The 21,270-nt window shown below is 70.9% G+C and carries 18 protein-coding genes and 1 pseudogene; 10 read left to right on the forward strand and 9 right to left on the reverse strand.

Annotation, left to right across the window (positions count from 1 at the left end; all coding sequences use genetic code 11):
* Positions 1–2 precede the first annotated feature (2 nt).
* Both EIM48_RS12820 and EIM48_RS12825 read right to left on the reverse strand, forming a co-directional pair.
* Entirely contained in the window at positions 3–3,575 is a 3,573-nt protein-coding gene (locus EIM48_RS12820) for an efflux RND transporter permease subunit (RefSeq protein ID WP_125111820.1), read from the reverse strand.
* Positions 3,575–4,720, reverse strand: a complete 1,146-nt coding sequence (locus EIM48_RS12825; RefSeq protein WP_051403686.1) for an efflux RND transporter periplasmic adaptor subunit — start codon at positions 4,718–4,720, stop codon at positions 3,575–3,577. Before EIM48_RS12825 ends, EIM48_RS12820 begins: the two co-directional genes overlap by 1 nt.
* Positions 4,721–4,973: 253 nt before the next feature.
* On the opposite strand from EIM48_RS12825, the gene EIM48_RS12830 reads away from it, so the two are divergent.
* From EIM48_RS12830 to EIM48_RS12855, 6 genes are all read left to right on the forward strand, one after another.
* Positions 4,974–5,351 (forward strand): cytochrome c, encoded by a 378-nt coding sequence (locus tag EIM48_RS12830; protein ID WP_028914952.1) that lies wholly within the window; start codon positions 4,974–4,976, stop codon positions 5,349–5,351.
* A gap of 14 nt (positions 5,352–5,365) precedes the next feature.
* Positions 5,366–5,803, forward strand: a complete 438-nt coding sequence (locus EIM48_RS12835) for a cytochrome c (protein WP_125111821.1) — start codon at positions 5,366–5,368, stop codon at positions 5,801–5,803.
* A gap of 147 nt (positions 5,804–5,950) precedes the next feature.
* A complete protein-coding gene (locus tag EIM48_RS12840; RefSeq protein ID WP_125111822.1) occupies positions 5,951–7,831 on the forward strand; it encodes an ABC transporter ATP-binding protein in 1,881 nt (626 codons plus the stop codon).
* A 25-nt stretch (positions 7,832–7,856) separates the two neighbouring features.
* Complete coding sequence (locus EIM48_RS12845) at positions 7,857–9,035, forward strand: PQQ-dependent sugar dehydrogenase (protein ID WP_019399958.1); 1,179 nt, start codon at positions 7,857–7,859, stop codon at positions 9,033–9,035.
* Between the two features lie 119 nt (positions 9,036–9,154).
* Positions 9,155–9,937 carry a ferredoxin--NADP reductase gene (locus EIM48_RS12850; RefSeq protein ID WP_019399957.1) on the forward strand — a complete coding sequence of 261 codons (783 nt, stop codon included), beginning with the start codon at positions 9,155–9,157 and terminating at the stop codon, positions 9,935–9,937.
* 159 nt (positions 9,938–10,096) lie between these two features.
* Positions 10,097–12,280, forward strand: a complete 2,184-nt coding sequence (locus EIM48_RS12855) for a M3 family metallopeptidase (protein WP_125111823.1) — start codon at positions 10,097–10,099, stop codon at positions 12,278–12,280.
* Between the two features lie 157 nt (positions 12,281–12,437).
* On the opposite strand, the gene cfa is transcribed toward EIM48_RS12855, so the two are convergent.
* From cfa to EIM48_RS12870, 3 genes are read right to left on the reverse strand one after another with little or no spacing between them, the layout of a single operon-like run.
* On the reverse strand, positions 12,438–13,559 hold the full coding sequence (gene cfa, locus EIM48_RS12860) for a cyclopropane fatty acyl phospholipid synthase (RefSeq protein ID WP_125111824.1): 1,122 nt from the start codon (positions 13,557–13,559) through the stop codon (positions 12,438–12,440).
* Positions 13,560–13,569: 10 nt separating this feature from the next.
* Positions 13,570–14,394, reverse strand: a complete 825-nt coding sequence (locus EIM48_RS12865; protein ID WP_125111825.1) for a DUF3298 and DUF4163 domain-containing protein — start codon at positions 14,392–14,394, stop codon at positions 13,570–13,572.
* Between the two features lie 36 nt (positions 14,395–14,430).
* Positions 14,431–14,724, reverse strand: coding sequence for a GNAT family N-acetyltransferase (locus EIM48_RS12870; RefSeq protein ID WP_019397938.1), 294 nt, complete (start codon positions 14,722–14,724; stop codon positions 14,431–14,433).
* A gap of 132 nt (positions 14,725–14,856) precedes the next feature.
* Here EIM48_RS12870 and EIM48_RS12875 point away from each other — a divergent pair, with 132 nt between their 5' ends.
* The gene (locus tag EIM48_RS12875; RefSeq protein ID WP_019397939.1) at positions 14,857–15,078 is read left to right on the forward strand and encodes a hypothetical protein; all 222 of its coding nucleotides are present in this window, start codon (positions 14,857–14,859) and stop codon (positions 15,076–15,078) included.
* 20 nt (positions 15,079–15,098) lie between these two features.
* Here the strand turns inward: EIM48_RS12875 and EIM48_RS12880 are convergent, their stop codons facing one another.
* The 4 genes and pseudogenes from EIM48_RS12880 to EIM48_RS12895 all read right to left on the reverse strand — a co-directional run bounded on the left by EIM48_RS12880 (position 15,099) and on the right by EIM48_RS12895 (position 18,277).
* Positions 15,099–15,335, reverse strand: coding sequence for a hypothetical protein (locus EIM48_RS12880; protein WP_125111826.1), 237 nt, complete (start codon positions 15,333–15,335; stop codon positions 15,099–15,101).
* Between the two features lie 105 nt (positions 15,336–15,440).
* Positions 15,441–15,821 (reverse strand): annotated as a pseudogene (locus EIM48_RS15720) (histidine biosynthesis protein HisIE); the annotation flags it as partial.
* A gap of 212 nt (positions 15,822–16,033) precedes the next feature.
* Positions 16,034–16,651 (reverse strand): rhomboid family intramembrane serine protease, encoded by a 618-nt coding sequence (locus tag EIM48_RS12890; protein ID WP_026010302.1) that lies wholly within the window; start codon positions 16,649–16,651, stop codon positions 16,034–16,036.
* 6 nt (positions 16,652–16,657) lie between these two features.
* A complete protein-coding gene (locus tag EIM48_RS12895; RefSeq protein ID WP_125111827.1) occupies positions 16,658–18,277 on the reverse strand; it encodes an oligopeptide:H+ symporter in 1,620 nt (539 codons plus the stop codon).
* Positions 18,278–18,403: 126 nt separating this feature from the next.
* Between EIM48_RS12895 and EIM48_RS12900 the strand changes: the two genes are divergently transcribed.
* The 3 genes from EIM48_RS12900 to EIM48_RS12910 all read left to right on the forward strand — a co-directional run bounded on the left by EIM48_RS12900 (position 18,404) and on the right by EIM48_RS12910 (position 21,262).
* Positions 18,404–20,185 carry a M14 family metallopeptidase gene (locus EIM48_RS12900; protein WP_050992124.1) on the forward strand — a complete coding sequence of 594 codons (1,782 nt, stop codon included), beginning with the start codon at positions 18,404–18,406 and terminating at the stop codon, positions 20,183–20,185.
* Between the two features lie 100 nt (positions 20,186–20,285).
* On the forward strand, positions 20,286–20,852 hold the full coding sequence (locus tag EIM48_RS12905; RefSeq protein WP_019397657.1) for a type 1 glutamine amidotransferase domain-containing protein: 567 nt from the start codon (positions 20,286–20,288) through the stop codon (positions 20,850–20,852).
* Positions 20,849–21,262 carry an MliC family protein gene (locus EIM48_RS12910; RefSeq protein ID WP_125111828.1) on the forward strand — a complete coding sequence of 138 codons (414 nt, stop codon included), beginning with the start codon at positions 20,849–20,851 and terminating at the stop codon, positions 21,260–21,262. The genes EIM48_RS12905 and EIM48_RS12910 overlap by 4 nt, the downstream gene beginning before the upstream one ends.
* Positions 21,263–21,270: the final 8 nt, after the last annotated feature.

A 21,270-nucleotide genomic window follows, 5' to 3' on the forward strand; every position in this document is an offset into this window, starting at 1 on the left:
GATCAGGCCTCCGCGCCGCCGCCGATCTGGTCGTGCTCGCGGGCCAGCACCTGCTCGGCCTGCAGCGCCTCGCGGCGCGAGCGCTGGCCGCGCTCGACGTAGTAGCCGTCGGGCTTGCGGTCCAGCAGGTCGTACACCACCGGGATCACCACCAGGGTCAGCAGGGTCGAGACCAGCAGGCCGCCGATCACGGTGATCGCCATCGGCGAACGCACCTCCGCGCCCTCGCCGAACGCCAGCGCCAGCGGCATGAAGCCGAACACCGCCGTCAGCGTGGTCATCATGATCGGGCGCAGGCGCGAGCGCGCGCCCTCGACCAGGGCCTCGCGCTTGGCCACGCCGGCCTCGCGCAGCTGGTTGACCTTGTCGATCAGGATGATCGCGTTCTTCACCACCAGGCCCACCAGCAGGATCAGGCCGATCGACACCACCACCGACACCGGCGAGCCGGTCAGCAGCAGCGCGCCGATCGCGCCGACCAGGGCCAGCGGGATGGTGAACAGGATGACGAACGGGTGCAGCAGCGACTCGAACTGCGAGGCCATCACCAGGTAGACCAGGAACACCGCCAGGCCGAAGGCGAACAGCAGCGAACGCAACGACTCGCCCAGCTCCTCGCCCTGGCCGCCGATGCGCATGCCCACGTCGGCGCCCAGCGGGTTCTCCGCCACCATCTGCTGGACCTCGGCGACGGCCGTGCCGAGGTCGATGTCGCGCAGGTTGGCCGAGACGATCGCCACCCGGCGCTGGTCGGCGCGGTGGATCTCGCTGGGGCCGGTGGTGGCCACCACCTCGGCCACCGAACCCAGCTCGATCGGGTTGGAGCCGGCGGGATTGACGATCAGCCGGCGGATGTCGTCCACCGAGGAGCGCTCGGACTCGCGCACCCGCACCAGCACGTCGATCTTGCGGTCGCGGAAGCTGTACCGGGTTGCGACGTTGCCGCGCACCTTGTTGACCACCGCGTCGGCGATCTGGCGGGTGGTCAGGCCCAGGGACGCGGCGCGGTCCTGGTCGAAGATCACCTGGATCTCGGGGAAGCCCTGCTCCACGGTCGACTTGACGTCGGCGTAGTGCGGGTTCTGGCGCAGCATCGCCGCCAGCTTGTTGCCGGCCACCCGGATCGTCTCCAGGTCGTTGCCCTCGATCTCCACTTCCAGCGGCGCGGCCAGCGCGAACAGCTGCGGACGGGCGAAGTCCACCTGCGCCGACGGATACGCCTTCATGCTCTGCCGCAGCGTTTCCATCAGCGCGGCCTCGCGCGAGGTGTCGTCCATCACCACCGACAGCTTGCCGATGTTCTCGCCGCTCTCGGTCGGGCTGGCGTCCAGCCGGGTGCCGGTGCCGGAGACGCCGTACAGCAGGCGCACGCCCGGCTCGCCGGCATGCCGGCGCTGGATGTCGCGCACCAGCGCGTCGGTCTGCGCCAGCGGCGTGCCCGGCGGCAGCTTGGCGGTCATCTCGAAGCGGTCCTGGGCCAGCTGCGGGATCAGGTCGACGCCCAGCAGCGGCAGCGTGGCCATGGTCGCGGCGAAGGCCAGGGCCGCGCCGCCCAGCACCAGGCCGGGCCGCTCCAGCGCGCCGGGAAGCATGCGCAGGTAGCCGGCCTCGGCGCGGCGGTACGGGGCCATGGCGACGTCGCTGGCCTTGCCCATCACCCGGCCGGCCACGCGGGCGGCGACGCGGAAGGCGCGCACCACCATCCAGGCGGCCGCGTAGAACAGCGACTTCAGGTACCAGAAGCCCGCGGCCAGGAGCAGGCCGGGGACCAGCGCGCCCCAGGTGGCGACGCTGCTGCCGGGCATGGCCTTGCCCAGGATGGCCTTGCCGATGCCGTAGCCGATCGCCAGCACCACCAGGGTGGCCAGTACCCGCAGCACGCGCAGCACGCGGTCGCCCTGCGGCGCCGGCTCGGCCGGGAACTCCAGCGGCGGGCGGCCCTTGAGCGAGCTGAGCATCGGCACCAGGGTCATCGACACCACCAGCGACACGGCAATGGCGATGGCCACGGTCAGGGCCTGGTCGCGGAACAGCTGGCCGGCGATGCCCTCGACGAACACCAGCGGCAGGAACACCGCGATCGTGGTCAGGGTCGAGGCCACCACCGCCATGAACACCTCGCGGGTGCCGGTGATCGCCGCCTCGAGGATGCCCAGGCCGCGCTCGCGCGCCTTGGCGATGGACTCCAGCACCACGATCGAGTCGTCCACCACCAGGCCGGTGGCCAGGGCCAGGCCGCCCAGCGACATCACGTTCAGGCTCAGGCCCAGCTGGCCCATGAAGAAGAACGTGGTGATGATCGACACCGGCAGCGACAGCGAGATGACGAAGGTGCTCCAGCCGTCGCGCAGGAACAGGAAGATGATCAGCACCGACAGCAGGCCGCCGATCACCGCATCCATCTTCACGTCGTTGACGGCGTGGCGGATGAAGACCGACTGGTCCTCGACCACGGACAGCTCGATGTCCTTGGGCATCCGCTTGCGGATCTGCTCCAGGCGCGCTTCCAGCGCGTCGGCGGTGGCCACGGTGTTGGCGTCGCCTTCCTTGTAGACCGCCAGCTCGACCGCCTCGCGGCCGCCGGCGCGGATCACCGCCTCGCGCTCCTTGTAGCCCTGGCGCACCTCGGCCACGTCCTTCAGCCGCACCGGGACCACGCCGCCGCCGCCGTTGTCGGCGCGCAGGGCGGCGATCACGTTGGGGTCGCGGCTGCCGAGGATGGCCAGCATCAGCTGCCGGTTCTCGCCGGTTCCGCTGTTGCCGGAGGACTGCCCGCCGGCGGTGGTCAGCAGCATCTCGCGCATCTGCTCGACCGAGGAGAACTGGTTGACCGTGCGCACCAGGTAGCGCTGGGTGCCCTCCTCCAGGCGGCCGCCGGACAGGTTCACGTTCTCCTGCTTGAGGCGCTCGATCACCTGGTCCAGCGACAGGCCCAGCTGGGCCAGCTTGCGCTGGTCGACCTCGACCTGGACCTCGTCCTCAAGGCCGCCGCCGACCTTGACCGCGGCCACGCCCGGCACCGGCTCCAGCCTGCGCTTGAGGTCCTCGTCGGCGTAGCGGCGCAGCTCCATCAGCCGGCGCACGGCGTCGGCCTCGTCGGCCGGCTCCTGCTTCGAGCTCAGCGCCAGGCGCATGATCGGCTGGGTCGAGGGATTGAAGCGCAACAGCACCGGCGGCTTGGCCTCCAGCGGCAGCTGCAGCGTCTCCATCTTGTCGCGGACCTCCAGGCCCGCCTGCTGCATGTCCGTGCCCCAGGCGAACTCCAGGACCACGTCGCTCTGGCCGGTGCGCGAGATCGAGCGCAGCTTGCGCAGGCCCTTGACCACGCCCAGCGCCTCCTCGGCCGGCTGCGAGATCAGGGTCTCGACCTCCGACGGCGCCGCGCCCTCGTAGTCGGTGCGCACGGTCAGGGTGGGATAGCTCAGGTCCGGCAGCAGCTCGACCTTGAGGCTGGACAGCGAGATCAGGCCGAACAGCACCAGGGTCAGGGTCATCATCGCGATGGTGACCCGGCGGCGGGTGGCGAACTCGACCAGGTCGAATCCGCGCGTCTGGTGGACGTCGTGCGTTGCCATCAGCGCGCCGCCTGTGCCGCGGCCGCCTGGGCCGGTGCCTTGCCGCCGGCGACCTCGGCCTGCGGCTCACGCTCCAGCACCTGCACGGCGCTGCCCTCGCGCAGGGCCGACTTGCCGGCGACCACCACGGCGTCGCCCTCGGCCAGGCCCTCGCGCACCTCGACCCAGCCGCCCTCGCTGTAGCCCAGCTTCAGGCCCACGCGCGCGGCGTGGCCGTCGCGCACCACGTACACCGCCGGCTCGCCGCCGTCCTCCAGCAGCGCCGTGCGCGGCACCACCAGGGCGTCGGCACGCTGGTCGTAGTTGATGCTCAGGCGGCCGAACATGCCCGCGGTCAGCTCGCCGTCGCCGGCGAAGGAAGCCACCACGCGGAAGGTGCCGGTGCCGTTGTCCACCACCGGGGCGACGCGGTCGACCACGCCGGAGAAGCTGCGGCCCGGCAGCGCGTCGGCGACCAGGGTCACGGCCTGTCCCGCGCGCAGCTTGGCCATTTCCCGCTCCGGCACGTTGAGGGTGGCCTCCAGCCGGCTGCTGTCGACGATGCGGATGATCGGCGAGTTGATCTGCACGAAGTTGCCCGGCTTGATGTCGCGCGAGGCGACCACGCCGGAGATCGGCGCCACCACCGTGGTGTAGGACAGCTCCAGCCGCGACAGGTCGTAGGCGGCGCGGGCCTGCTCCAGGTCGTAGCGCATCTGGTCGACCTCGCCGGCGCTGATCAGCTGCTGGGCCACCAGCTGGCGGGCGCGGTTGTAGTTGTTCTCCAGCTTGCGCACCAGGGCCTCGTTCTGGGCCAGGGCCAGGCGGGCACGGTCCGGGTCCAGCCGCACCAGCGGCTGCCCGGCCTTGACGTACTGGCCCTCCTCGACCAGCACCTCCAGCGCCACGCCGGAGGTCTTGGCCACCACCTGCGATTCGGCCCGCGGCTCCAGGGCGGCGGTGCCGGCGTAGCTGGCGGCGATGGGCCGGCGGGTGGCCTCGGCCACTTCGACCGGGACGGCGTCGGCGGCGGCCTGCTCCCCCTGGGCGGCGGCAGGCGGCTTGCCCTCGCCCCCCTTGCAGGCGGTGATGGCGGCGGCAAGCGCCAGGGCGGCAGCGACGGCGCGCAGCCCGGCGGGCACGGCGGGGGAAGTGGCTCGGTCCATGTCGTTTTCCATGCTCGCTGGCCCCTTCGATGGGGCGTGATTAGGTGTTGTATCCAAGTAGACCACCAACACAATGGCCCGCCATGCGCCGAAGGTCATGGTCCGCACGCCGGGCAGCGTGCACCCCCTCCTTGATCGAGCGCAATGCGGCCGGTTCCCGCTTGCGTTAAGGCGGGGCTATACTGCGGCGGTTTTCGTGTCCGGAGGGGTAGACCGGCACGACCGACTCCAACGAGACCGATCGGACTAACGAATGATGCGTCGCCCGCTGCCGCTAGCCGTTTGCATTGCCCTGGTCACTTCCCTGTCCTTCAGCGCTGCCGCGCAGGAGTCCACCCAACCCGCCCAGCCGGAAGCCCAGGCCGCGGCCGGGTCGCCTGCCGGCGACGCCGAGCGCGGCCGCCAGCTGACCTACACCTGCCAGGGCTGCCACGGCCTGACCGGCTACAAGAATGCGTACCCGAGCTTCAAGGTGCCCAAGATCGGCGGCCAGTCGGCCGAGTACCTGAGCCAGGCCCTGCACGAGTACCGCGACAACAAGCGCCGGCATCCGACCATGCGTGCCCAGGCCCAGAGCTTCTCTGAGCAGGACATCGCCGACATCGCCGCCTTCCTTTCCACCCTCAAGTGAGCAGTCAGCCGCCCATGTCGAAAGCCGTGTACGCCCCGCGTCTCGCCATCGTCCTGACCGCCCTCCTCGGCCTTTCGGCCTGCGCTGGCGGGGACGGCTCCACCGAAGCCGGAGCCGCGGCCGAAGCCCGCAGCTCCTCCGCGGGCCTGCCGCCGGGCCGCATCGGCATCGGCGAACAGCTGGCCTCGGCCAAGGGCAAGGCCACCGGCCAGAGCTGCGTGGACTGCCACGGCCCGGACGGCAACGCGCCGATCGACGCCAGCTATCCCAAGCTCGGCGGCCAGTACCCGGACTACCTGGCCCATGCCCTGCAGGAGTACCGCAGCGGCGCCCGCCAGCACGCGCTGATGACCCCGCAGGCCTCCAGCCTCAGCGACCAGGAGATCGCCGACCTGGCGGCCTACTTCGGTTCGCGCCCATCGCAGCTGAAGGACCTCAGCCAGGCGTATTGATCCGCTGCTTGGGCCGCTGCGCGGCTTGTCCAGGCAAAAGGCCCGCTTCGGCGGGCCTTTTGCTTGGGCGGGATTCGGGATTGGGGATTCGGAGCGGCCCCTGGGCGTGCACGACCGCCGGACTGGGGACGGGGCACAATGCCGGGGATGAGTGCCAAGCCTGATGCCAAGCCAGGGGCCGCGCGCGGCCAGGGGACACCGAGCCTGCGCGAGCGCTTCGATGCGCTGCGCAACCTGCCACCGTTCCTGCGCCAGATCTGGGCCACCAGCCCCGGCCTGACCCTGACCAGCCTGGGCCTGCGCCTGGTCCGCTCGCTGCTGCCGGTGCTGATGCTCTACATCGGCAAGCTGATCATCGACGAGGTGGTGCGCCTGGCCGGGCTCGGCCTGGGCCTGGACCGGCTCGGCGATGCCCTGCGCTCGGGGCAGCTGTCGCCGCTGCTGTGGCTGCTGGCGCTGGAGCTGGCGGTGGCCGTGGGCTCGGACCTGACCGGACGCCTGGTCGCCTATGCCGACGGCCTGCTGTCGGAGCTGTTCACCAATGCCAGCAGCGTGCGCCTGATGGAACACGCCGCCACCCTGGACCTGGAGGACTTCGAGGACCCGGACCTGCAGGACAAGCTGGACCGCGCCCGGCGCCAGACCATGAGCCGGATGAACCTGATGAGCCAGCTGTTCGGCCAGGTCCAGGACGCGGTCACCGTGGTCAGCTTCGCCGTGGGCCTGCTGGTCTACGCACCGTGGCTGATCCTGCTGCTGGCCCTGGCGCTGGTGCCGGCGTTCGTCGGCGAGGCGCATTTCAACGCACTGGGCTACTCGCTCAACTTCCAGTGGACCCCGGAACGGCGCCAGCTCGAATACCTGCGCCAGACCGGCGCCAGCGTGGAAACGGCCAAGGAGGTCAAGATCTTCAACCTCCACCGCTTCCTGATCGACCGCTACAAGGTCCTGGCGGAGCGGTTCTACCTGGCCAACCGCGCCCTGGCCCGGCGCCGTGCGCTTTGGGGCACGCTGCTGGCCGCGCTGGGGACCCTGGGCTACTACGTGGCCTACGGCTACATCGCCTGGCGCACGGTGCGCGGTGACTTCAGCATCGGCGACCTGACCTTCCTGGCCGGCAGCTTCATGCGCCTGCGCCAGCTGCTGGAAGGCCTGCTGGTGGGCTTTTCCCAGGTCGCCGGCCAGGCCCTCTACCTGGACGACCTGTTCTCGTTCTTCGAGATCGAGCCGGAGATCGCCTCGCGCCCGGACGCGGTGCCGGTGCCCCGGCCCATCCGCGAGGGCTTCGTGTTCGAGGACGTGGGCTTCCGCTACCCGGGCGCCGGACACTGGGCCCTGCGCGGGCTCAGCTTCGAGCTGCGCGCCGGCGAGGTGCTGGCCCTGGTCGGCGAGAACGGCGCCGGCAAGACCACCCTGGTCAAGCTGCTGGCGCGGCTGTACGACCCGGACGAGGGCCGGATCCTGCTCGACGGCCGCGACCTGCGCGAGTACGACCTGGACGACCTGCGCGCCAACACCGGGGTGATCTTCCAGGACTTCGTGCGCTACCACCTGAGCGCCGGCGAGAACATCGGCGTGGGCCGGATCGAGGCGCTGGACGACATCGAGCGCATCCGCGACGCCGCCCGCCGCGGCATGGCCGACGAGGTGGTCCAGGCCCTGCCGCTGGGCTACGACCAGCTGATCGGGCGCCGCTTCAAGAACGGCGTGGACCTGTCCGGCGGGCAGTGGCAGAAGCTGGCCATCGCCCGCGCCTACATGCGCGACGCCCAGGTCATGATCCTCGACGAGCCCACCGCGGCGCTGGACGCGCGCAGCGAGTTCGAGGTGTTCCAGCGCTTCAAGGAGCTCTCGCGGGGGCGCACCGCGGTGCTGATCTCGCACCGCTTCTCCAGCGTGCGCATGGCCGACCGCATCCTGGTGCTGTCCGGCGGCCGGGTCGAGGCCAGTGGCACCCACGAGGAGCTGATGGCCGCCGGCGGCCGCTATGCCGAGTTGTTCGAGCTGCAGGCCGCCGGCTATCGTTGACGCTTTGTCCCAAGGAGCGTCGCGCATGCAGCACACCCGGCACCTGCCCTCCCTCCTCGCCCTGGCCCTGGCCGCCACCCTGTCGGCCTGCGACCGCGCGCCGGCACCGGCCGCGGATGCCGCGCAGCCGGCGGAGCCGCAGGTGGTGGAAAGCCAGCAGGGCCAGGCGCGGCTGAGCGTGGTCGCCAGCGGCCTGTCCCATCCGTGGGCGGTTGCGCCCCTGCCGGACGGCGGCTTCCTGGTCACCGAGCGCGGCGGCAACCTGCGCCGGATCGGCGCCGACGGCAGCATCTCCGAGCCGGTCAAGGGCGTGCCGGCGGTCGCCGCGCGCGGCCAGGGCGGCCTGCTGGACGTGGCCCTGGCGCCGGACTTCGCCACCAGCCACCGCATCTACCTGACCTACGCCGAGCCGGGCGAGAACGGCACCTCCGGCACCGCCGCCGCCTACGCCACCCTCGACGGCGACACCCTCACCGAGCTGACCGTCATCTACCGCCAGGAGCCCAAGGTCGACGCCGAGTACCACTACGGCTCGCGCCTGGCCTTCGACGACCAGGGCCATGTCTTCATCAGCCAGGGCGACCGCTCGTTCAAGCCCATGGCACAGCAGCTGGACAAGCTGCAGGGCAAGCTGGTGCGGCTGCGCCTGGACGGCAGCATCCCCGAGGACAACCCGTTCGTCGGCCGCGAGGGCGCGCGCCCGGAGATCTGGAGCTACGGCCACCGCAACTCGCAGGGCCTGGCCTTCGATCCGCGCACCGGCAAGCTGTGGGAGAGCGAGCACGGCCCGCGCGGCGGCGACGAGATCAACCTGCCCCTGCCCGGCCTCAACTACGGCTGGCCGCTGGCCACCCACGGCATCGACTACTCCGGCCAGCCGATCGCCGAGGCCCGCGGCAAGGAATACGAGGGCACCGAGTCCCCGCACCACGTGTTCGAGATCTCCCCGGGCCTGTCCGGCATGGCCTTCTACACCGGCCGCGAGGGCAAGCCATGGAACGACAGCCTGTTCCTGGGCGCGCTGGCCCACCGCAACCTGATCCGGCTGCAGCTGGACGGCGACCGCGTGGTCGGCGAGGAGCGCCTGCTGCAGGACCTGGGCGAGCGCATCCGCGACGTCCGCGCCGGCGCCGACGGCAACCTGTATCTGGTCACCGACGAGGACAACGGCAAGCTGCTGAAACTGGAGCCGCCGCGGGACTGAGCCGCGCGGGGGGCGGCGCCGCTGGCGCCGCCCCGTTCCGCCGTTTGATCAGGCGCAAGGGTCGGGACGGGGCGGTCGGCTACAATGGGCGGCGAACCAGAACCGGCAATCCCTCCCCGATGTCATCCGCCTACGGCACCGAAACGGTGCTCGACGTCCGCCACTGGACCGACGCCTACTTCAGCTTCACCACCACCCGCGACGACGGATTCCGCTTCGACAACGGCCAGTTCGTGATGATCGGCCTGCCCACCGAGAGCGGGAAGCCGATCCTGCGCGCCTATTCCATCGCCAGCGCCAACTGGGAAGAACAGCTGGAGTTCTTCTCGATCAAGGTGCAGGACGGCCCGCTGACCTCGCGCCTGCAACACATCAAGCCCGGCGACAGCATCCTCATCGGGCGCAAGCCCACCGGCACCCTGCTGATCAGCGACCTGCACCCGGGGCGCAACCTGTACCTGCTGGGCACCGGCACCGGCCTGGCGCCGTGGCTGTCGGTGATCAAGGACCCGGAGACCTACGAACGCTTCGAGCGCGTGGTGCTGTGCCACGGCGTGCGCCACGTGCAGGACCTGGCCTACCGCGACTACTTCGAGAAGGAACTGCCCAACCACGAGATCCTGGGCGAGATCATCCGCGACAAGCTGGTGTACTACCCGGCGGTCTCGCGCGAGGAGTTCCCGAACCGCGGTCGCCTGACCGACCTGATGGCCAGCGGCGAGATGATGCGCACCCTTGGCCTGGAGCCGCTGGACCCGGAGCACGACCGCGCCATGATCTGCGGCAGCCCGCAGATGCTGGCCGACTTCCGCGCCCTGCTGGACAGCCGTGGCTTCACCGCCTCCCCGCGCATCGGCAGCCCGGGGCAGTACGTGTTCGAGCGCGCCTTCGTCGAGAAGTAAGCCCGAGCCCTTGCGCGCGGCCCGCCGGGATGCCATGTCCCGGCAGGCGCCGCGCGCCCGGTGCCGCCGCCGGTACTCGTCGCATGCCTTTGGTCATGCCCCCTCCCCCGGCAGGCTGGGGTAACCTTGCAGGGTTTGTTTCCCCAGGAACTGCTTTGCATGAAGAAGACCGGCCTCTCCCTGGCACTTGCCGCCGCCCTTGGACTGGGCATCACCGCCTGCACCAGCACCGAGGGCCCCGCGCCCGGTAGCACCGGGACCGCCTCCGCCGAGGCCCTCCAGGGCAACCCGTTCCTGACCGCAAGCGACCTGCCCCTGCAGTACCCGCGCTTCGACCAGATCAAGGACGAGCACTTCGGCCCGGCCTTCGACTTCGGCATGGCCGAGCAGCTGGAGGAGATCGAGGCGATCGCCTCCAACGGCGAGCCGCCGACCTTCGAGAACACCATCGTCGCCCTGGAGAACAGCGGCCAGGTGCTGGACCGCGCCCGCGCCGTGTTCTTCAACCTGGTCGGCACCGACACCAACGACGCGCGCAAGGCGATCCAGGCCGAGTACTCGCCGAGGTTCGCCGCGCACCGCGACGCGATCATGCTCAACGGTGCCCTGTTCGCCCGGATCAAGGCCCTGTACGAGCAGCGCGAGGGCCTGGGCCTGGACGCCGAGGCGCTGCGCCTGGTCGAGCGCTACTACACCGACTTCGTCCGCGCCGGCGCCAACCTGTCCGACGCCGACAAGGCACGCCTGAAGGAGATGAACGCCGAGCTGGCCAAGCTGGGCACCCAGTTCGACCAGAACGTGCTCAACGAGGTCAACGCCTCCGCCGTGGTGTTCGACAGCGCCGACGAGCTGGCCGGCTCGACCGGGGCCCAGATCGCCGCCGCCGCCGAGGAGGCGAAGAAGCGCGGCCTGGAAGGCAAGTACGTGGTGACCCTGCTCAACACCACCGGCCAGCCGCCGCTGAGCTACCTGGAGAACCGCGAGTCCCGCCGCCGCATCCACGAGGCCTCGGTCAACCGCGGCGCGCGCGGCAACGAGTTCGACAACACCGCCATCGTCGCCCGGGTGATGAAGCTGCGCGCCGAGCGCGCCGCCCTGCTCGGCTACCCGAACCACGCCGCGTTCGCGCTGGAGCAGGCCACCGCCAAGACCCCGCAAGCGGTGAACGAGATGCTGGGCAAGCTGGCCCCGGCCGCGGTCGCCAACGCCAGGCGCGAGGCCGCCGAGCTGCAGAAGATGATCGACCGCGAGCAGGCGGCCAAGGGCGAGCCGGGCTTCAGGCTCGAGGCCTGGGACTGGGCCTACTACACCGAGAAGGTGCGCAAGGCCACCTACGACTTCGACGAATCGCAGCTCAAGCCCTACTTCGAGATGAAGAGCGTGCTGGAGAACGGCGTGTTCTTCGCCGCCAACCAGCTGTACGGCATCAGCTTCAAGGAGCGCACCGACCTGCCCAAGTACCACCCGGACACCTGGGTGTACGACGTGTTCGACGCCGACGGCAGCCAGCTGGCGATCTTCATCTTCGACCCGTACGCGCGCGCCTCCAAGCGTGGCGGTGCCTGGATGAACTCCTACGTCGGCCAGTCGAAGCTGCGCGGCACCCGGCCGGTGGTGGCCAACCACCTCAACATCCCCAAGCCGGCCAGTGGCCCGACCCTGCTGACCTGGGACGAGGTCACCACCATGTTCCACGAGTTCGGCCATGCCCTGCACGGCATGTTCTCGGACGTGACCTACCCGTACTTCGGCGGCACCGCCGTGCCGCGCGACTTCGTCGAGTTCCCCTCGCAGGTCAACGAGATGTGGGCCGACTGGCCGTCGGTGCTGGCCAACTACGCCAGGCACCACGAGACCGGCGAGCCGATGCCGCGCGAGCTGCTGGAGAAGGTCCAGGCCACGGCCACCTTCAACCAGGGCTTCGCCACCACCGAGTACCTGGGCGCGGCCATGCTCGACCAGCGCTGGCACCAGGTCGGCGCCGACCAGCTGCCGGAGGCCGACGGGGTGATGAAGTTCGAGGCCGACGCCCTGGCCGCCGACGGCATCGCCTACGCGCCGGTGCCGCCGCGCTACCGCACGCCGTACTTCAGCCACATCATGGGCGGCTATTCGGCCGGCTACTACGCCTACATCTGGTCCGAGGTGCTGGACGCCAACACCCAGGAGTGGATGCGCCAGCACGGCGGCCTGAAGCGCGAGAACGGCGACCACTTCCGCGCCACCCTGCTGTCGCGCGGCGGCACCCGCGACGCGCTGGACCTGTTCGCCGACTTCGCCGGGCACGAGCCGCGGATCGAACCGCTGCTCAAGAAGCGCGGCCTGGACCAGGCCGGCCGCTGAAGGCCACGCAGGCGCCACCTCCGGGTGGCGTCTTCGTCCCGGCCGCCGCGGTTTTCCACAAGCGGTGTGGATGAAGCTTGAACGAAGCTGTGGATAATCGCCGGCGCGCCAGCAACGGCAAGGCTGTCAAGAGGGTTGGCGAAAATTTCGCCAACCCTCAGCGCGGCACCGCCAGTCCCCCCGGCACGCCCTCCGGCGACATCAGCACCTGCCACAGCTGCGCCTGGCGCGCGCGGAAGGTGGCCATGGAGCCGGCCAGGTAGAACCGCCACATGCGCCGGAAGCGCTCGTCGTAGCGCGGGTCCAGCCGCTCCCAGGCGGCCTCGACGTTGGCGCGCCAGGCCTGCAGGGTGCGGTCGTAGTCGGTGCCGAAGTTGTGCCAGTCCTCGATCACGAACAGGCCCTCGCTGGCGCGGGTGACCTGCGCGGCCGAGGGCAGCATCGAGTTGGGGAAGATGTAGCGCGCGATCCACGGGTCGGTGCGGTTGCGCGAGACGTTGCTGCCGATGCTGTGCAGCAGGAACAGCCCGTGCGGCGGCAGGCAGCGCCGCACCACCTCGAAGTAGGCGCGGTAGTTGCGCACGCCCACGTGCTCGAACATGCCGATCGAGAACACCGCGTCGAAGCGCTCGTCCACGTCACGGTAGTCCTGCAGGCGGATCTCGATCGGCAGGCCGGCGCACAGGCGTTGCGCGTAGGCGGCCTGCTCGGCGGAGATGGTCACCCCTACCCCGGACACGCCGTAGCGCTCGGCCGCGAACTTCAGCGCCTCGCCCCAGCCGCAGCCGATGTCCAGCACGCGCATGCCCGGCTGCAGCCGCAGCTTGCGGCAGACCAGGTCCAGCTTGGCCTCCTGGGCGGCGTCCAGGTCGGCGGCGTCGCGCCAGTAGCCGCAGCTGTAGACCAGGCGCTTGCCGAGCATGGCCGCGTACAGGTCGTTGCCCAGGTCGTAGTGGCGACGCCCCACCTCGCCGCTGCGGCCGCGGGTCTGCGGATTGCTCAGGCGCGCGACCAGCACGTCGCGCAATTCGGCCAGGCCGCGTACCTTCTCCCCCAGCCGCGCCTGGATCAGGCGCAGCAGCAGGCCGTCCAGCGAGCCGGTGTCCCACCAGCCGTCCATGTACGACTCGCCCAGTCCCAGCGAGCCCTGCGCCAGCAGGCGCGTCCACAACCGCTCGTCACGTGGCTGCAGGTCCCATTCGCGATCCCCGCCGATCCTGACGTCCGCTTCGGCAAGCAACGCTTCGACCCGACGCCTGGCAAGGGATCCCGCCCCCATCAGCGTCCTCCTACTGCACGAACAGTGCCTGGTACTCCCCGGCCACGTAGGGCAGCAGCGTCGCGGCCGGCACCTGGGCGTACTGTACCCCGTCCGCGTAGGGGCCGACCTGGTAGGGCGGGAACACGAAGCGCAAGGCCGCGATCCGCCCGTCGGGGGCCGGCACCGGCTCGAACTGGGCGAAGTTGGCCGGATCCGGCCCGGTCCCCTCGTCGATCATCCGCAGCGCCGAATCCAGCAGGCTCTTGCGCTCCTGCGGGCTCAGCGCCCCGTCGATCGCGCGTACCTGGGCGGACGCGGCCAGCTGCTCGGCCACCTGGCGCGCCACCACCCGCCAGCCTTCCGCCGAGGGGACCAGGCGCTCGGCGGTCAGCATCTCGCCGCGCCCGGGCAACCACACGAAGCGCGCCACCAGCGGCTGGCCGTGGGCGCCGCCGGTGTAGACGCTGCCGTCGGCGGCCACCGCAACAAGCTGCGGGCTCTGCATCAGCAGGCGGAAGCCCAGGGACAGGTCGTACGGTGCCGCCGGCGGTGCGTCCAGTGCCTCCACCGCCTGCATCAGCTCCTCGCGTGCCTGCTGTGCATAGGCCTGCAGGGCGGCCGCCAGTCCCGGATAGGCCTCCATACCGGGCGGGTAGCTGATGCCCACCATGTAGCGCGGATCGCGCTCGATCACGTCTTCCAGCCTGGCAGGTGCGGCCGGAGCGGCGGCGCCGGGACCGGCCGCGGCGGGCGCGTCGTCCGCGGGCGCGGCGGCCGGCGCGGAACCGTCGCGGCAGGCGGCCAGGGGCAGGATCAGGAGGAACAGGACGGTCCAGGTCCGGATGCGGCTCATGCATGTTTCCTTGGCGGGCGCCGCCGGCGCGCGCCTTCAACCGGCAAGGGTGTCGGCGAACTCGGGGTGCCGGGTAACCCAGGTCGCGGCGTACGGACAGGCGGGAACGACGCGCAAGCCCGCCTGGCGCGCGTGCTCGAAGGCGGTGCGGACCAGCTCCCCGGCGATTCCCCTGCCGCCGATGGCCTGCGGCACCAGTGTGTGGTCGATCAGCATCAACCCGCCCTCCAGCCGGTAGGACAGTTCGGCCTGTTCGCCGTCGGCTTCGGCCAGGAACCGGCGCGTGGCCGGGTCGTGGCGCACGGAAGGAGTCGCGGACTGGATGTTCATCGGCACCCCCTGTTGTCGGCGCGCGCCATTCTCCGCAGGCGGCGACAAACCCGCGTGAGGGCCGGACTTGCAAGCGCAACCGTGCTGAGGTTTGATTCAGCCATGTGAAGACGGCCGCAAAACGGACGGCTCATGGGCATACCGCAACAACCGGGCGACGCGAGGTCGCCGCAACAACAGCAGCAATGGGACCAGGCCGAGGCCTCCCTGCTGGAAGGCCTCTACCAGATGGCCGTGGACGGCCGCACCGAAACCTCCGAGTGCAGCCGCCTGGCTTCGGATGTCTACCGCCGGCTCGAGGCGGCCTACAGCGACGAGCCACCGGCCAGCCCGGAACCCTCGCCCGCCGCCTGAACAGGCGGCGGGCGCCGGGATCAGCGCTGGTCGCGGCGGCGCTGGTTGCGGCGGTCGTGGGTGCTGGCGCTGCCCTGGGTCGCCCGCGCGCGGATCTCGCCCTGGTGCAGCTCCTGCTGCTTGCCCGCCACGTCGGGCGAGGCCTCCGCCGTGACCGTGCTCCCGCCGCTGGCCTGCTGGCCGTCCAGCAGGCGCCAGGCAGGCACCTGGCGCGCCTGCTCGTTGTGTGCCTCGAGCAACTCGTGCGTGCGCTGCAAGGCCTCTTCGGGCGTGAGCCTGCGCGGGCGCCGCCGGGCGCCGTCGCCCGCCGCCCTGCGTGGCGTCTTGGCGGCGCGGGCAGCGGTGGACTTCCTGGCCGCGCCCTTCTTCGCAGCCACCTTCTTCGTGGCTACCTTCCTCGTCGGGGCCTTCTTCGTCGCAGTCTTCCTGGCCGTGGCCTTCTTCGTGGCGCTCTTCCTGGCTGCCGCCTTGCGCGCTGGCGCCTTCCCGGCGACGGTCTTGCGCGCGGACGTCCTGGTGGACGTCGACTTGCTCGCCGCGGTCTTCTTCGTCGCCTTCCGCGCAGTGGCCTTCCGCGCAGTGGCCTTGCGCGCGGACGTCCTTGCCGGCGCCTTACGGGCAGTCGACTTCCCGGCGACGGCCTTCTTGGCCGTTGCCTTCTTGGCCGTTGCCTTCTTGGCCGTTGCCTTCTTGGCCGTTGCCTTCTTGGCCGTGGCTTTCCTGGCGGTGGCTTTCCTGGCCACCGTCCTCTTCGCGGCGGTCGTGCCGGCGGCGCTCCTGCGCGCCGTGGTCTTCTTCGCCGCGCTCGCGCCGGACTTGGTGCCCGACGCCGCCTTCTTCCCTGCGGAACCGGCCGCGCGGCGCGCGGGAGCCTTTCGTGTCGCCATGGGTGCCTCCGTCGCTGGGTCGCCCCGCGAGGCTGGCATGCCCGGCATTCAGGCCAGGTGATCCCCGCTCAGCGGAAGCGCGGGTTGAGCAGCTGCTCCCAGAACACCTGCAGCACCTGCGGCTCCATCGCCACCATGAACAGTACGCCGTAGGCGGCGCCGGCCAGGTGCGCGCTGTGGTTGATGTTGTCGCCGCCGCGGCGGTCCATCCAGATGCTGTAGCCGACGTAGAACAGCGCGTACAGCACCGCCGGCATCGGGATGAAGAACACGAAGATCAGCGACCACGGCGAGACCATGATGAAGGCGAACAACACCGCCGACACCGCGCCCGATGCGCCCAGGCTGAAGTAGCGCGGGTTGTCCTGGTTCTTCAGGTAGCTGGGCAGGATCGCCACCACGATGGCCGACAGGTAGAACAGCAGGAAGGTCAGCGGACTGCCGGTCAGCTGCAGCATCAGGCGCTCGATCAGGCGCCCGAAGAAGAACAGCGTGACCATGTTGAACAGCAGGTGGGGGAAGTCCGCGTGCAGGAAGCCGTGGGTCAGCAGCCGCCAGTATTCGCGCTGGCGGGCGATGGCCGGCGGCCACAGGATCAGGCGGTCGACCACGCGGCGGTCGTTGAATGCCCGCCAGGACACCAGCACGGTGACGGCGATCAGGGCCAGGGTCACGAGGGATTGCATGCTTGCTCAGGCCTTGCGGTAGTTGTCCTGCATCGGATAGCGGCGGGCGTAGGCGGCGAACGCCAGCGCGGCGAGGAAGGCGAAGCCGGCGAAGAAGAACATCAGGAACGCGTTCTCGCTCAGCCCGGTGCCGGCGATGCGGCCGATCACCGCCTCGTTGCGCACCGCCGCGTTGGTCAGCAGCACCCACAGGCTGCCGAAGGTGCTGGTCAGGTACCAGAAGGCCATGATCACGCCCTTCATCGCGTGCGGCGCCTGGCTGTAGGCGAATTCCAGCGCGGTGGCCGAGACCAGGATCTCGCCGAAGGTCAGCAACAGGTAGGGCAGGCCCTGCCACGCCAGCGAGACCGGGGCGCCGCCGTCGATCTGCAGCTGCAGCACGGCGGCCACGATCCAGGACGCGCCGGAGATTGCGATGCCCCAGCCCATCTTGCGCAGCGGCGTGATCCGGAAGCCCAGCCGCTCCAGCAGCGGGAACAGCACCAGGTTGTTGAACGGGATCAGCAGCATCACCAGCATCGGGTTCAGCGCCTGCATCTGCGCCGCGTCCTGCACCAGCCAGCTGGGCCACCACGGGGCGTCGTGCGGGATCACCATCTCGCGGCCCTGGATGATCCAGGTCGAGGCCTTCTGGTCGAACAGCGACCAGAACGGGGTGACCAGCGCGAACACGATGATGATGCGCAGCACCGCGCGCACGCCGTCCACCGCCAGGTCCGGATGCACCCCGCGGGCGCGCTCCAGCTGCAGCGAGGCGCCCCAGCCGCCCAGCGCGATCACCACGCCCAGCGCCAGGCAGGCGGTGATGACGAAGTTGAAGCTGGCCGGCCAGGCGCGCAGCCCGGTGGTGGCCGACAGCGCCCACAGCAGCAGCATCGCCGCCGCCACGGCCACGCCGGCCAGCGCCACGAACATCCCCGGGCGGCCCTGGCCGGGCCGGCGCGCGCGCAGCGCGGTCTTGACCACCTCGAAGAACGCATGCGGGTCGCGCCCGGCCGCCGGCACGTTGACGTAGCGCCGGCGCCCCAGCCAGAACACGAAGGTGGCGACGAACATCAGCGCGCCAGGGATGCCGAACGCCACCGCCGGGCCGAAGTGGCGCAGGAACAGCGGCGACAGCAACGAGGCGAAGAACGAGCCGAAGTTGATGATCCAGTAGAACGCGTCGAAGACGACCTTGGCCTTGTCCTTGTTGCCCTGGTCGAACTGGTCGCCGCAGAAGCTCACCACCAGCGGCTTGATGCCGCCGGAGCCGAGCGCGATCAGGAACAGGCCGGTGTAGAAGCCGGTGGCGTTGTTCTCGAACAGCGCCAGGCAGGCGTGGCCGGCGCAATAGACCAGCGAGAACCACAGGATCGTGTGGTACTTGCCGAAGAAGCGGTCGGCCAGCCATCCCCCCAGCAACGGGAAGAAGTACACGCCGATCACGAACATGTGGAAGATGTCCTTGGCCGCGCCGTCGCGCTCCGGTCCGGCCGGCAGGTATCCCAGCAGCGCCGAGCTGATCAGGAACGGCACCAGGATGTTGCGCATGCCGTAGAAGCTGAAGCGCTCGCACGCCTCGTTGCCGATGATGTAGGCGATCTGGCGGGGCATGCGCCCCTGGCCGGCGGTGGTGGTGCTCATCCCGGGTCCGTCGCAAAAGAAACTGAGGGTACCCGATCCCGGCCCCGCGCCGGTACCGCCGCCAGCCATGGCTGCCGCCCGCCGGCGGCGCTGGCATCATGGCCGTTTTCGCCCCTGGTACCGCCGATGTCGTTCCGTCTCCGCCTCCCTCCGGCCTGGCTTCTGGCCGCGGCCTGCGCCCTGCCGCTCCCCGCCCCCGCTTCCGCCGATCCGCTGTCCACCGTGGCCGAGCGCTCCGGCTTCCAGCGCACCGGCCGCTACGACGAAGTCCCGGCGCTGGCCGCCGCCTTCCAGGCGCGCTGGCCGGACAAGGTGCGCGCGCTGAGCTTCGGCACCACGCCCGAGGGCCGGCCCATGCAGCTGCTGGTGGTCACCGCCACCGGCGCGTTCGAGCCGGAGCAGGCGCGCCGCCGCAAACTGCCGGTGGTGCTTGTCCAGGGCGGCATCCACGCCGGCGAGATCGACGGCAAGGACGCCGGCTTCCTGGCCCTGCGCGAGATCCTGGAAGGCAAGGCCGCCCCGGGCGTGCTGGACAAGGTGGTCTGGCTGTTCGTGCCGGTGTTCAACGTCGACGGCCACGAGCGCTTCGGCGCCTGGAACCGCCCCAACCAGCGCGGCCCGGAGGAGATGGGCTGGCGCACCACGGCCCAAGGCTACAACCTCAACCGCGACTACCTCAAGGCCGACTCGCCGGAGATGCAGGCCATGCTGGCCCTGGTGCGGCAGTGGGACCCGCTGGCGATGGTCGACCTGCACGCCACCGACGGCGCCCAGTTCGAGCACGACGTGTCGGTCCAGGTCGAGCCGGTGCATGCCGGCGACGAGGCCCTGCGCCAGGCCGGCCGCCAGTGGCGGGACGGGGTGATCGCCGACCTCGCCCGCGCCGGCTCGCTGCCGCTGGACTTCTACCCGTCCTTCATCGTCGAGGACGACCCGGCCTCCGGCTTCGCCGACGACGTCTCGCCGCCGCGCTTCTCGCACGGCTACTTCCTGCTGCGCAACCGCTTCGGCATGCTGGTGGAGACGCATTCCTGGCGCACCTATCCCGAGCGCGTGCGCACCACCCGCAACGCGGTGGTCTCGGTGCTGGAGCAGATGGCCAGGCACGGCGCCCGCTGGCGCGCCCTGGCCGAGGCCGCCGATGCCCGCGCCGCGCGGCTGGCCGGGCGCAGCGAGGCACTGGCCTGGGATACCACCGACCAGGCCCGCACCATCGACTTCCGCGGCTACGCCTACACCCGCACGCCCTCGGAAGTGTCCGGCGCGCTGATGACCCGCTACGACGAGACCACGCCGCAGGTCTGGAAGCTGCCGCTGCGCGACCAGGTGGTGCCCACCCTGGAGGCAACCGTCCCCGCCGGCGGCTACCTGGTGCCGCCGGCCTGGGCAGCGCGGGTGCAGCCGCTGCTGGACATCCACGGCGTGCAGTACCGGCGCCTGGACGCGCCGCGCCCGGCGCTGCCGGTGCGGGCCTTCCGCGCCGAGTCCATTGCCTTCGCCGCGCATTCCTCCGAAGGCCACCAGCGGGTCGAGCTGCAGGGCCGCTGGCAGGATGAGCGCCACGACGTCCCCGCCGGCAGCCTGTACGTGCCCGCGGCCCAGCCGCTGGCGCGCCTGGTGCTGGCCATGCTCGAACCGCAGGCGCCGGACTCGCTGGCCGCCTGGGGCGCGTTCAACAACGCCTTCGAGCGCAAGGAGTACATGGAGGACTACGTGGCCGAGCAGGTCGCGCGCGAGATGCTGCGCGACCCGGCGCTGCGGCGCCAGTTCGAGTCGCGCCTGGCCTCCGACCCGGAATTCGCCGCCGACCCGGCCGCGCGCCTGGAGTTCTTCTACCGCCGGCACCCGGCCTGGGACGAACGCTACGGCCTGTACCCGGTGCTGCGGCTGGAGCAGCCACTGCGCTGAACGCCTGCCGGGCTTAATGATTCGAACACGCCGCCTTCGCGCCTGCGCGGCAGGGGAGCGCCTAAGGTGTCCGCTCCCTTCCCCCACCCCAGGAGCCCCCATGAGCAAGCTCACCGGCAAGCGCGTCGCCATCCTCGCCAGCAACGGTTTCGAGGAATCGGAACTGCTCGAGCCCTTGCGCGCCCTGCGCGACAACGGCGCGGAGGTGGACGTGGTCTCGCCCGAGCAGGGGCAGATCCAGGGCATGCGCCACTTCGACAAGGGCGACACGGTGGCGGTGGACCAGGCCGTGGCCGAGGCCGACGCCTCCGACTACGACGCCCTGGTGATCCCGGGCGGGCTGTTCAATCCCGACGCGCTGCGCGCCGACGAGCACGCGATCCGCTTTACCCGCTCGTTCTTCGAGGCCGGCAAGCCGGTCGGCGCGATCTGCCACGGTCCCTGGGTGCTGGCCGACGCCGGCGTGGTCGGCGACCGCGAACTGACTTCGGTGCCCAACATCCAGCGCGACCTGCAGAACGCCGGCGCGCGCTGGGTCGACCGCGAGGTGGTGGTCGACCAGGGCCTGGTCACCAGCCGCACGCCCGACGACCTGCCGGCGTTCTGCTCCAAGCTGGTCGAGGAGATCGCCGAGGGCCGACACAAGGGCCAGGAGCGCTCGGCATGACCCGCGCCGCGTACGCGCTTGCGCCGTTGCTGGCACTTGTCCTGGCCGGGTGCCAGCGTGATGCCGGACCCGCGGCGGAGGCGCCGCCGCCCGCCAGTCCCGCGGCCGATGCCGCGGCGGCCACCGGGATGGACCCCGCCGGCCCCGGCATGCCCGACGAAAGCGTCGTGGAAAGCCGCTGGCAGTGCGGCGAACAGCACCTGTCCGCCCGCTTCGACAACGGCGCCGGCACCGTCACCCTGACCCACGAGCGCGGCGAACTGGTGTTGCCGCAGGCCCGCTCCGCCTCCGGGGCGCGCTACGCCGACACCAACGGCAACGAGTTCTGGAACAAGGGCGACGGGGCGACGCTGACCCTGTCCGGCCAGGAGGCCCAGCAGTGCCAGGAGGTCGCCGCCGGCACGGGCTGAGCGCCGGC

Origin of the sequence: Pseudoxanthomonas sp. SGNA-20, assembly GCF_003931635.1 — a bacterium.
Lineage (GTDB): Bacteria > Pseudomonadota > Gammaproteobacteria > Xanthomonadales > Xanthomonadaceae > Pseudoxanthomonas.

Excerpts from the sequence above, each read along its gene's own strand:
- EIM48_RS12825 (WP_051403686.1), bottom strand. The coding sequence starts at position 4,720 with ATGGACCGAGCCACTTCCCCCGCCGTGCCCGCCGGGCTGCGCGCCGTC.
- cfa (WP_125111824.1), bottom strand. The coding sequence starts at position 13,559 with ATGGGGGCGGGATCCCTTGCCAGGCGTCGGGTCGAAGCGTTGCTTGCC.
- EIM48_RS12845 (WP_019399958.1), top strand. The coding sequence starts at position 7,857 with ATGCAGCACACCCGGCACCTGCCCTCCCTCCTCGCCCTGGCCCTGGCC.
- EIM48_RS12820 (WP_125111820.1), bottom strand. The coding sequence starts at position 3,575 with ATGGCAACGCACGACGTCCACCAGACGCGCGGATTCGACCTGGTCGAG.
- EIM48_RS12875 (WP_019397939.1), top strand. The coding sequence starts at position 14,857 with ATGGGCATACCGCAACAACCGGGCGACGCGAGGTCGCCGCAACAACAG.
- EIM48_RS12835 (WP_125111821.1), top strand. The coding sequence starts at position 5,366 with ATGTCGAAAGCCGTGTACGCCCCGCGTCTCGCCATCGTCCTGACCGCC.
- EIM48_RS12895 (WP_125111827.1), bottom strand. The coding sequence starts at position 18,277 with ATGAGCACCACCACCGCCGGCCAGGGGCGCATGCCCCGCCAGATCGCC.
- EIM48_RS12830 (WP_028914952.1), top strand. The coding sequence starts at position 4,974 with ATGATGCGTCGCCCGCTGCCGCTAGCCGTTTGCATTGCCCTGGTCACT.
- EIM48_RS12840 (WP_125111822.1), top strand. The coding sequence starts at position 5,951 with ATGAGTGCCAAGCCTGATGCCAAGCCAGGGGCCGCGCGCGGCCAGGGG.
- EIM48_RS12910 (WP_125111828.1), top strand. The coding sequence starts at position 20,849 with ATGACCCGCGCCGCGTACGCGCTTGCGCCGTTGCTGGCACTTGTCCTG.
- EIM48_RS12870 (WP_019397938.1), bottom strand. The coding sequence starts at position 14,724 with ATGAACATCCAGTCCGCGACTCCTTCCGTGCGCCACGACCCGGCCACG.
- EIM48_RS12905 (WP_019397657.1), top strand. The coding sequence starts at position 20,286 with ATGAGCAAGCTCACCGGCAAGCGCGTCGCCATCCTCGCCAGCAACGGT.
- EIM48_RS12890 (WP_026010302.1), bottom strand. The coding sequence starts at position 16,651 with ATGCAATCCCTCGTGACCCTGGCCCTGATCGCCGTCACCGTGCTGGTG.
- EIM48_RS12850 (WP_019399957.1), top strand. The coding sequence starts at position 9,155 with ATGTCATCCGCCTACGGCACCGAAACGGTGCTCGACGTCCGCCACTGG.
- EIM48_RS12855 (WP_125111823.1), top strand. The coding sequence starts at position 10,097 with ATGAAGAAGACCGGCCTCTCCCTGGCACTTGCCGCCGCCCTTGGACTG.
- EIM48_RS12900 (WP_050992124.1), top strand. The coding sequence starts at position 18,404 with ATGTCGTTCCGTCTCCGCCTCCCTCCGGCCTGGCTTCTGGCCGCGGCC.
- EIM48_RS12865 (WP_125111825.1), bottom strand. The coding sequence starts at position 14,394 with ATGAGCCGCATCCGGACCTGGACCGTCCTGTTCCTCCTGATCCTGCCC.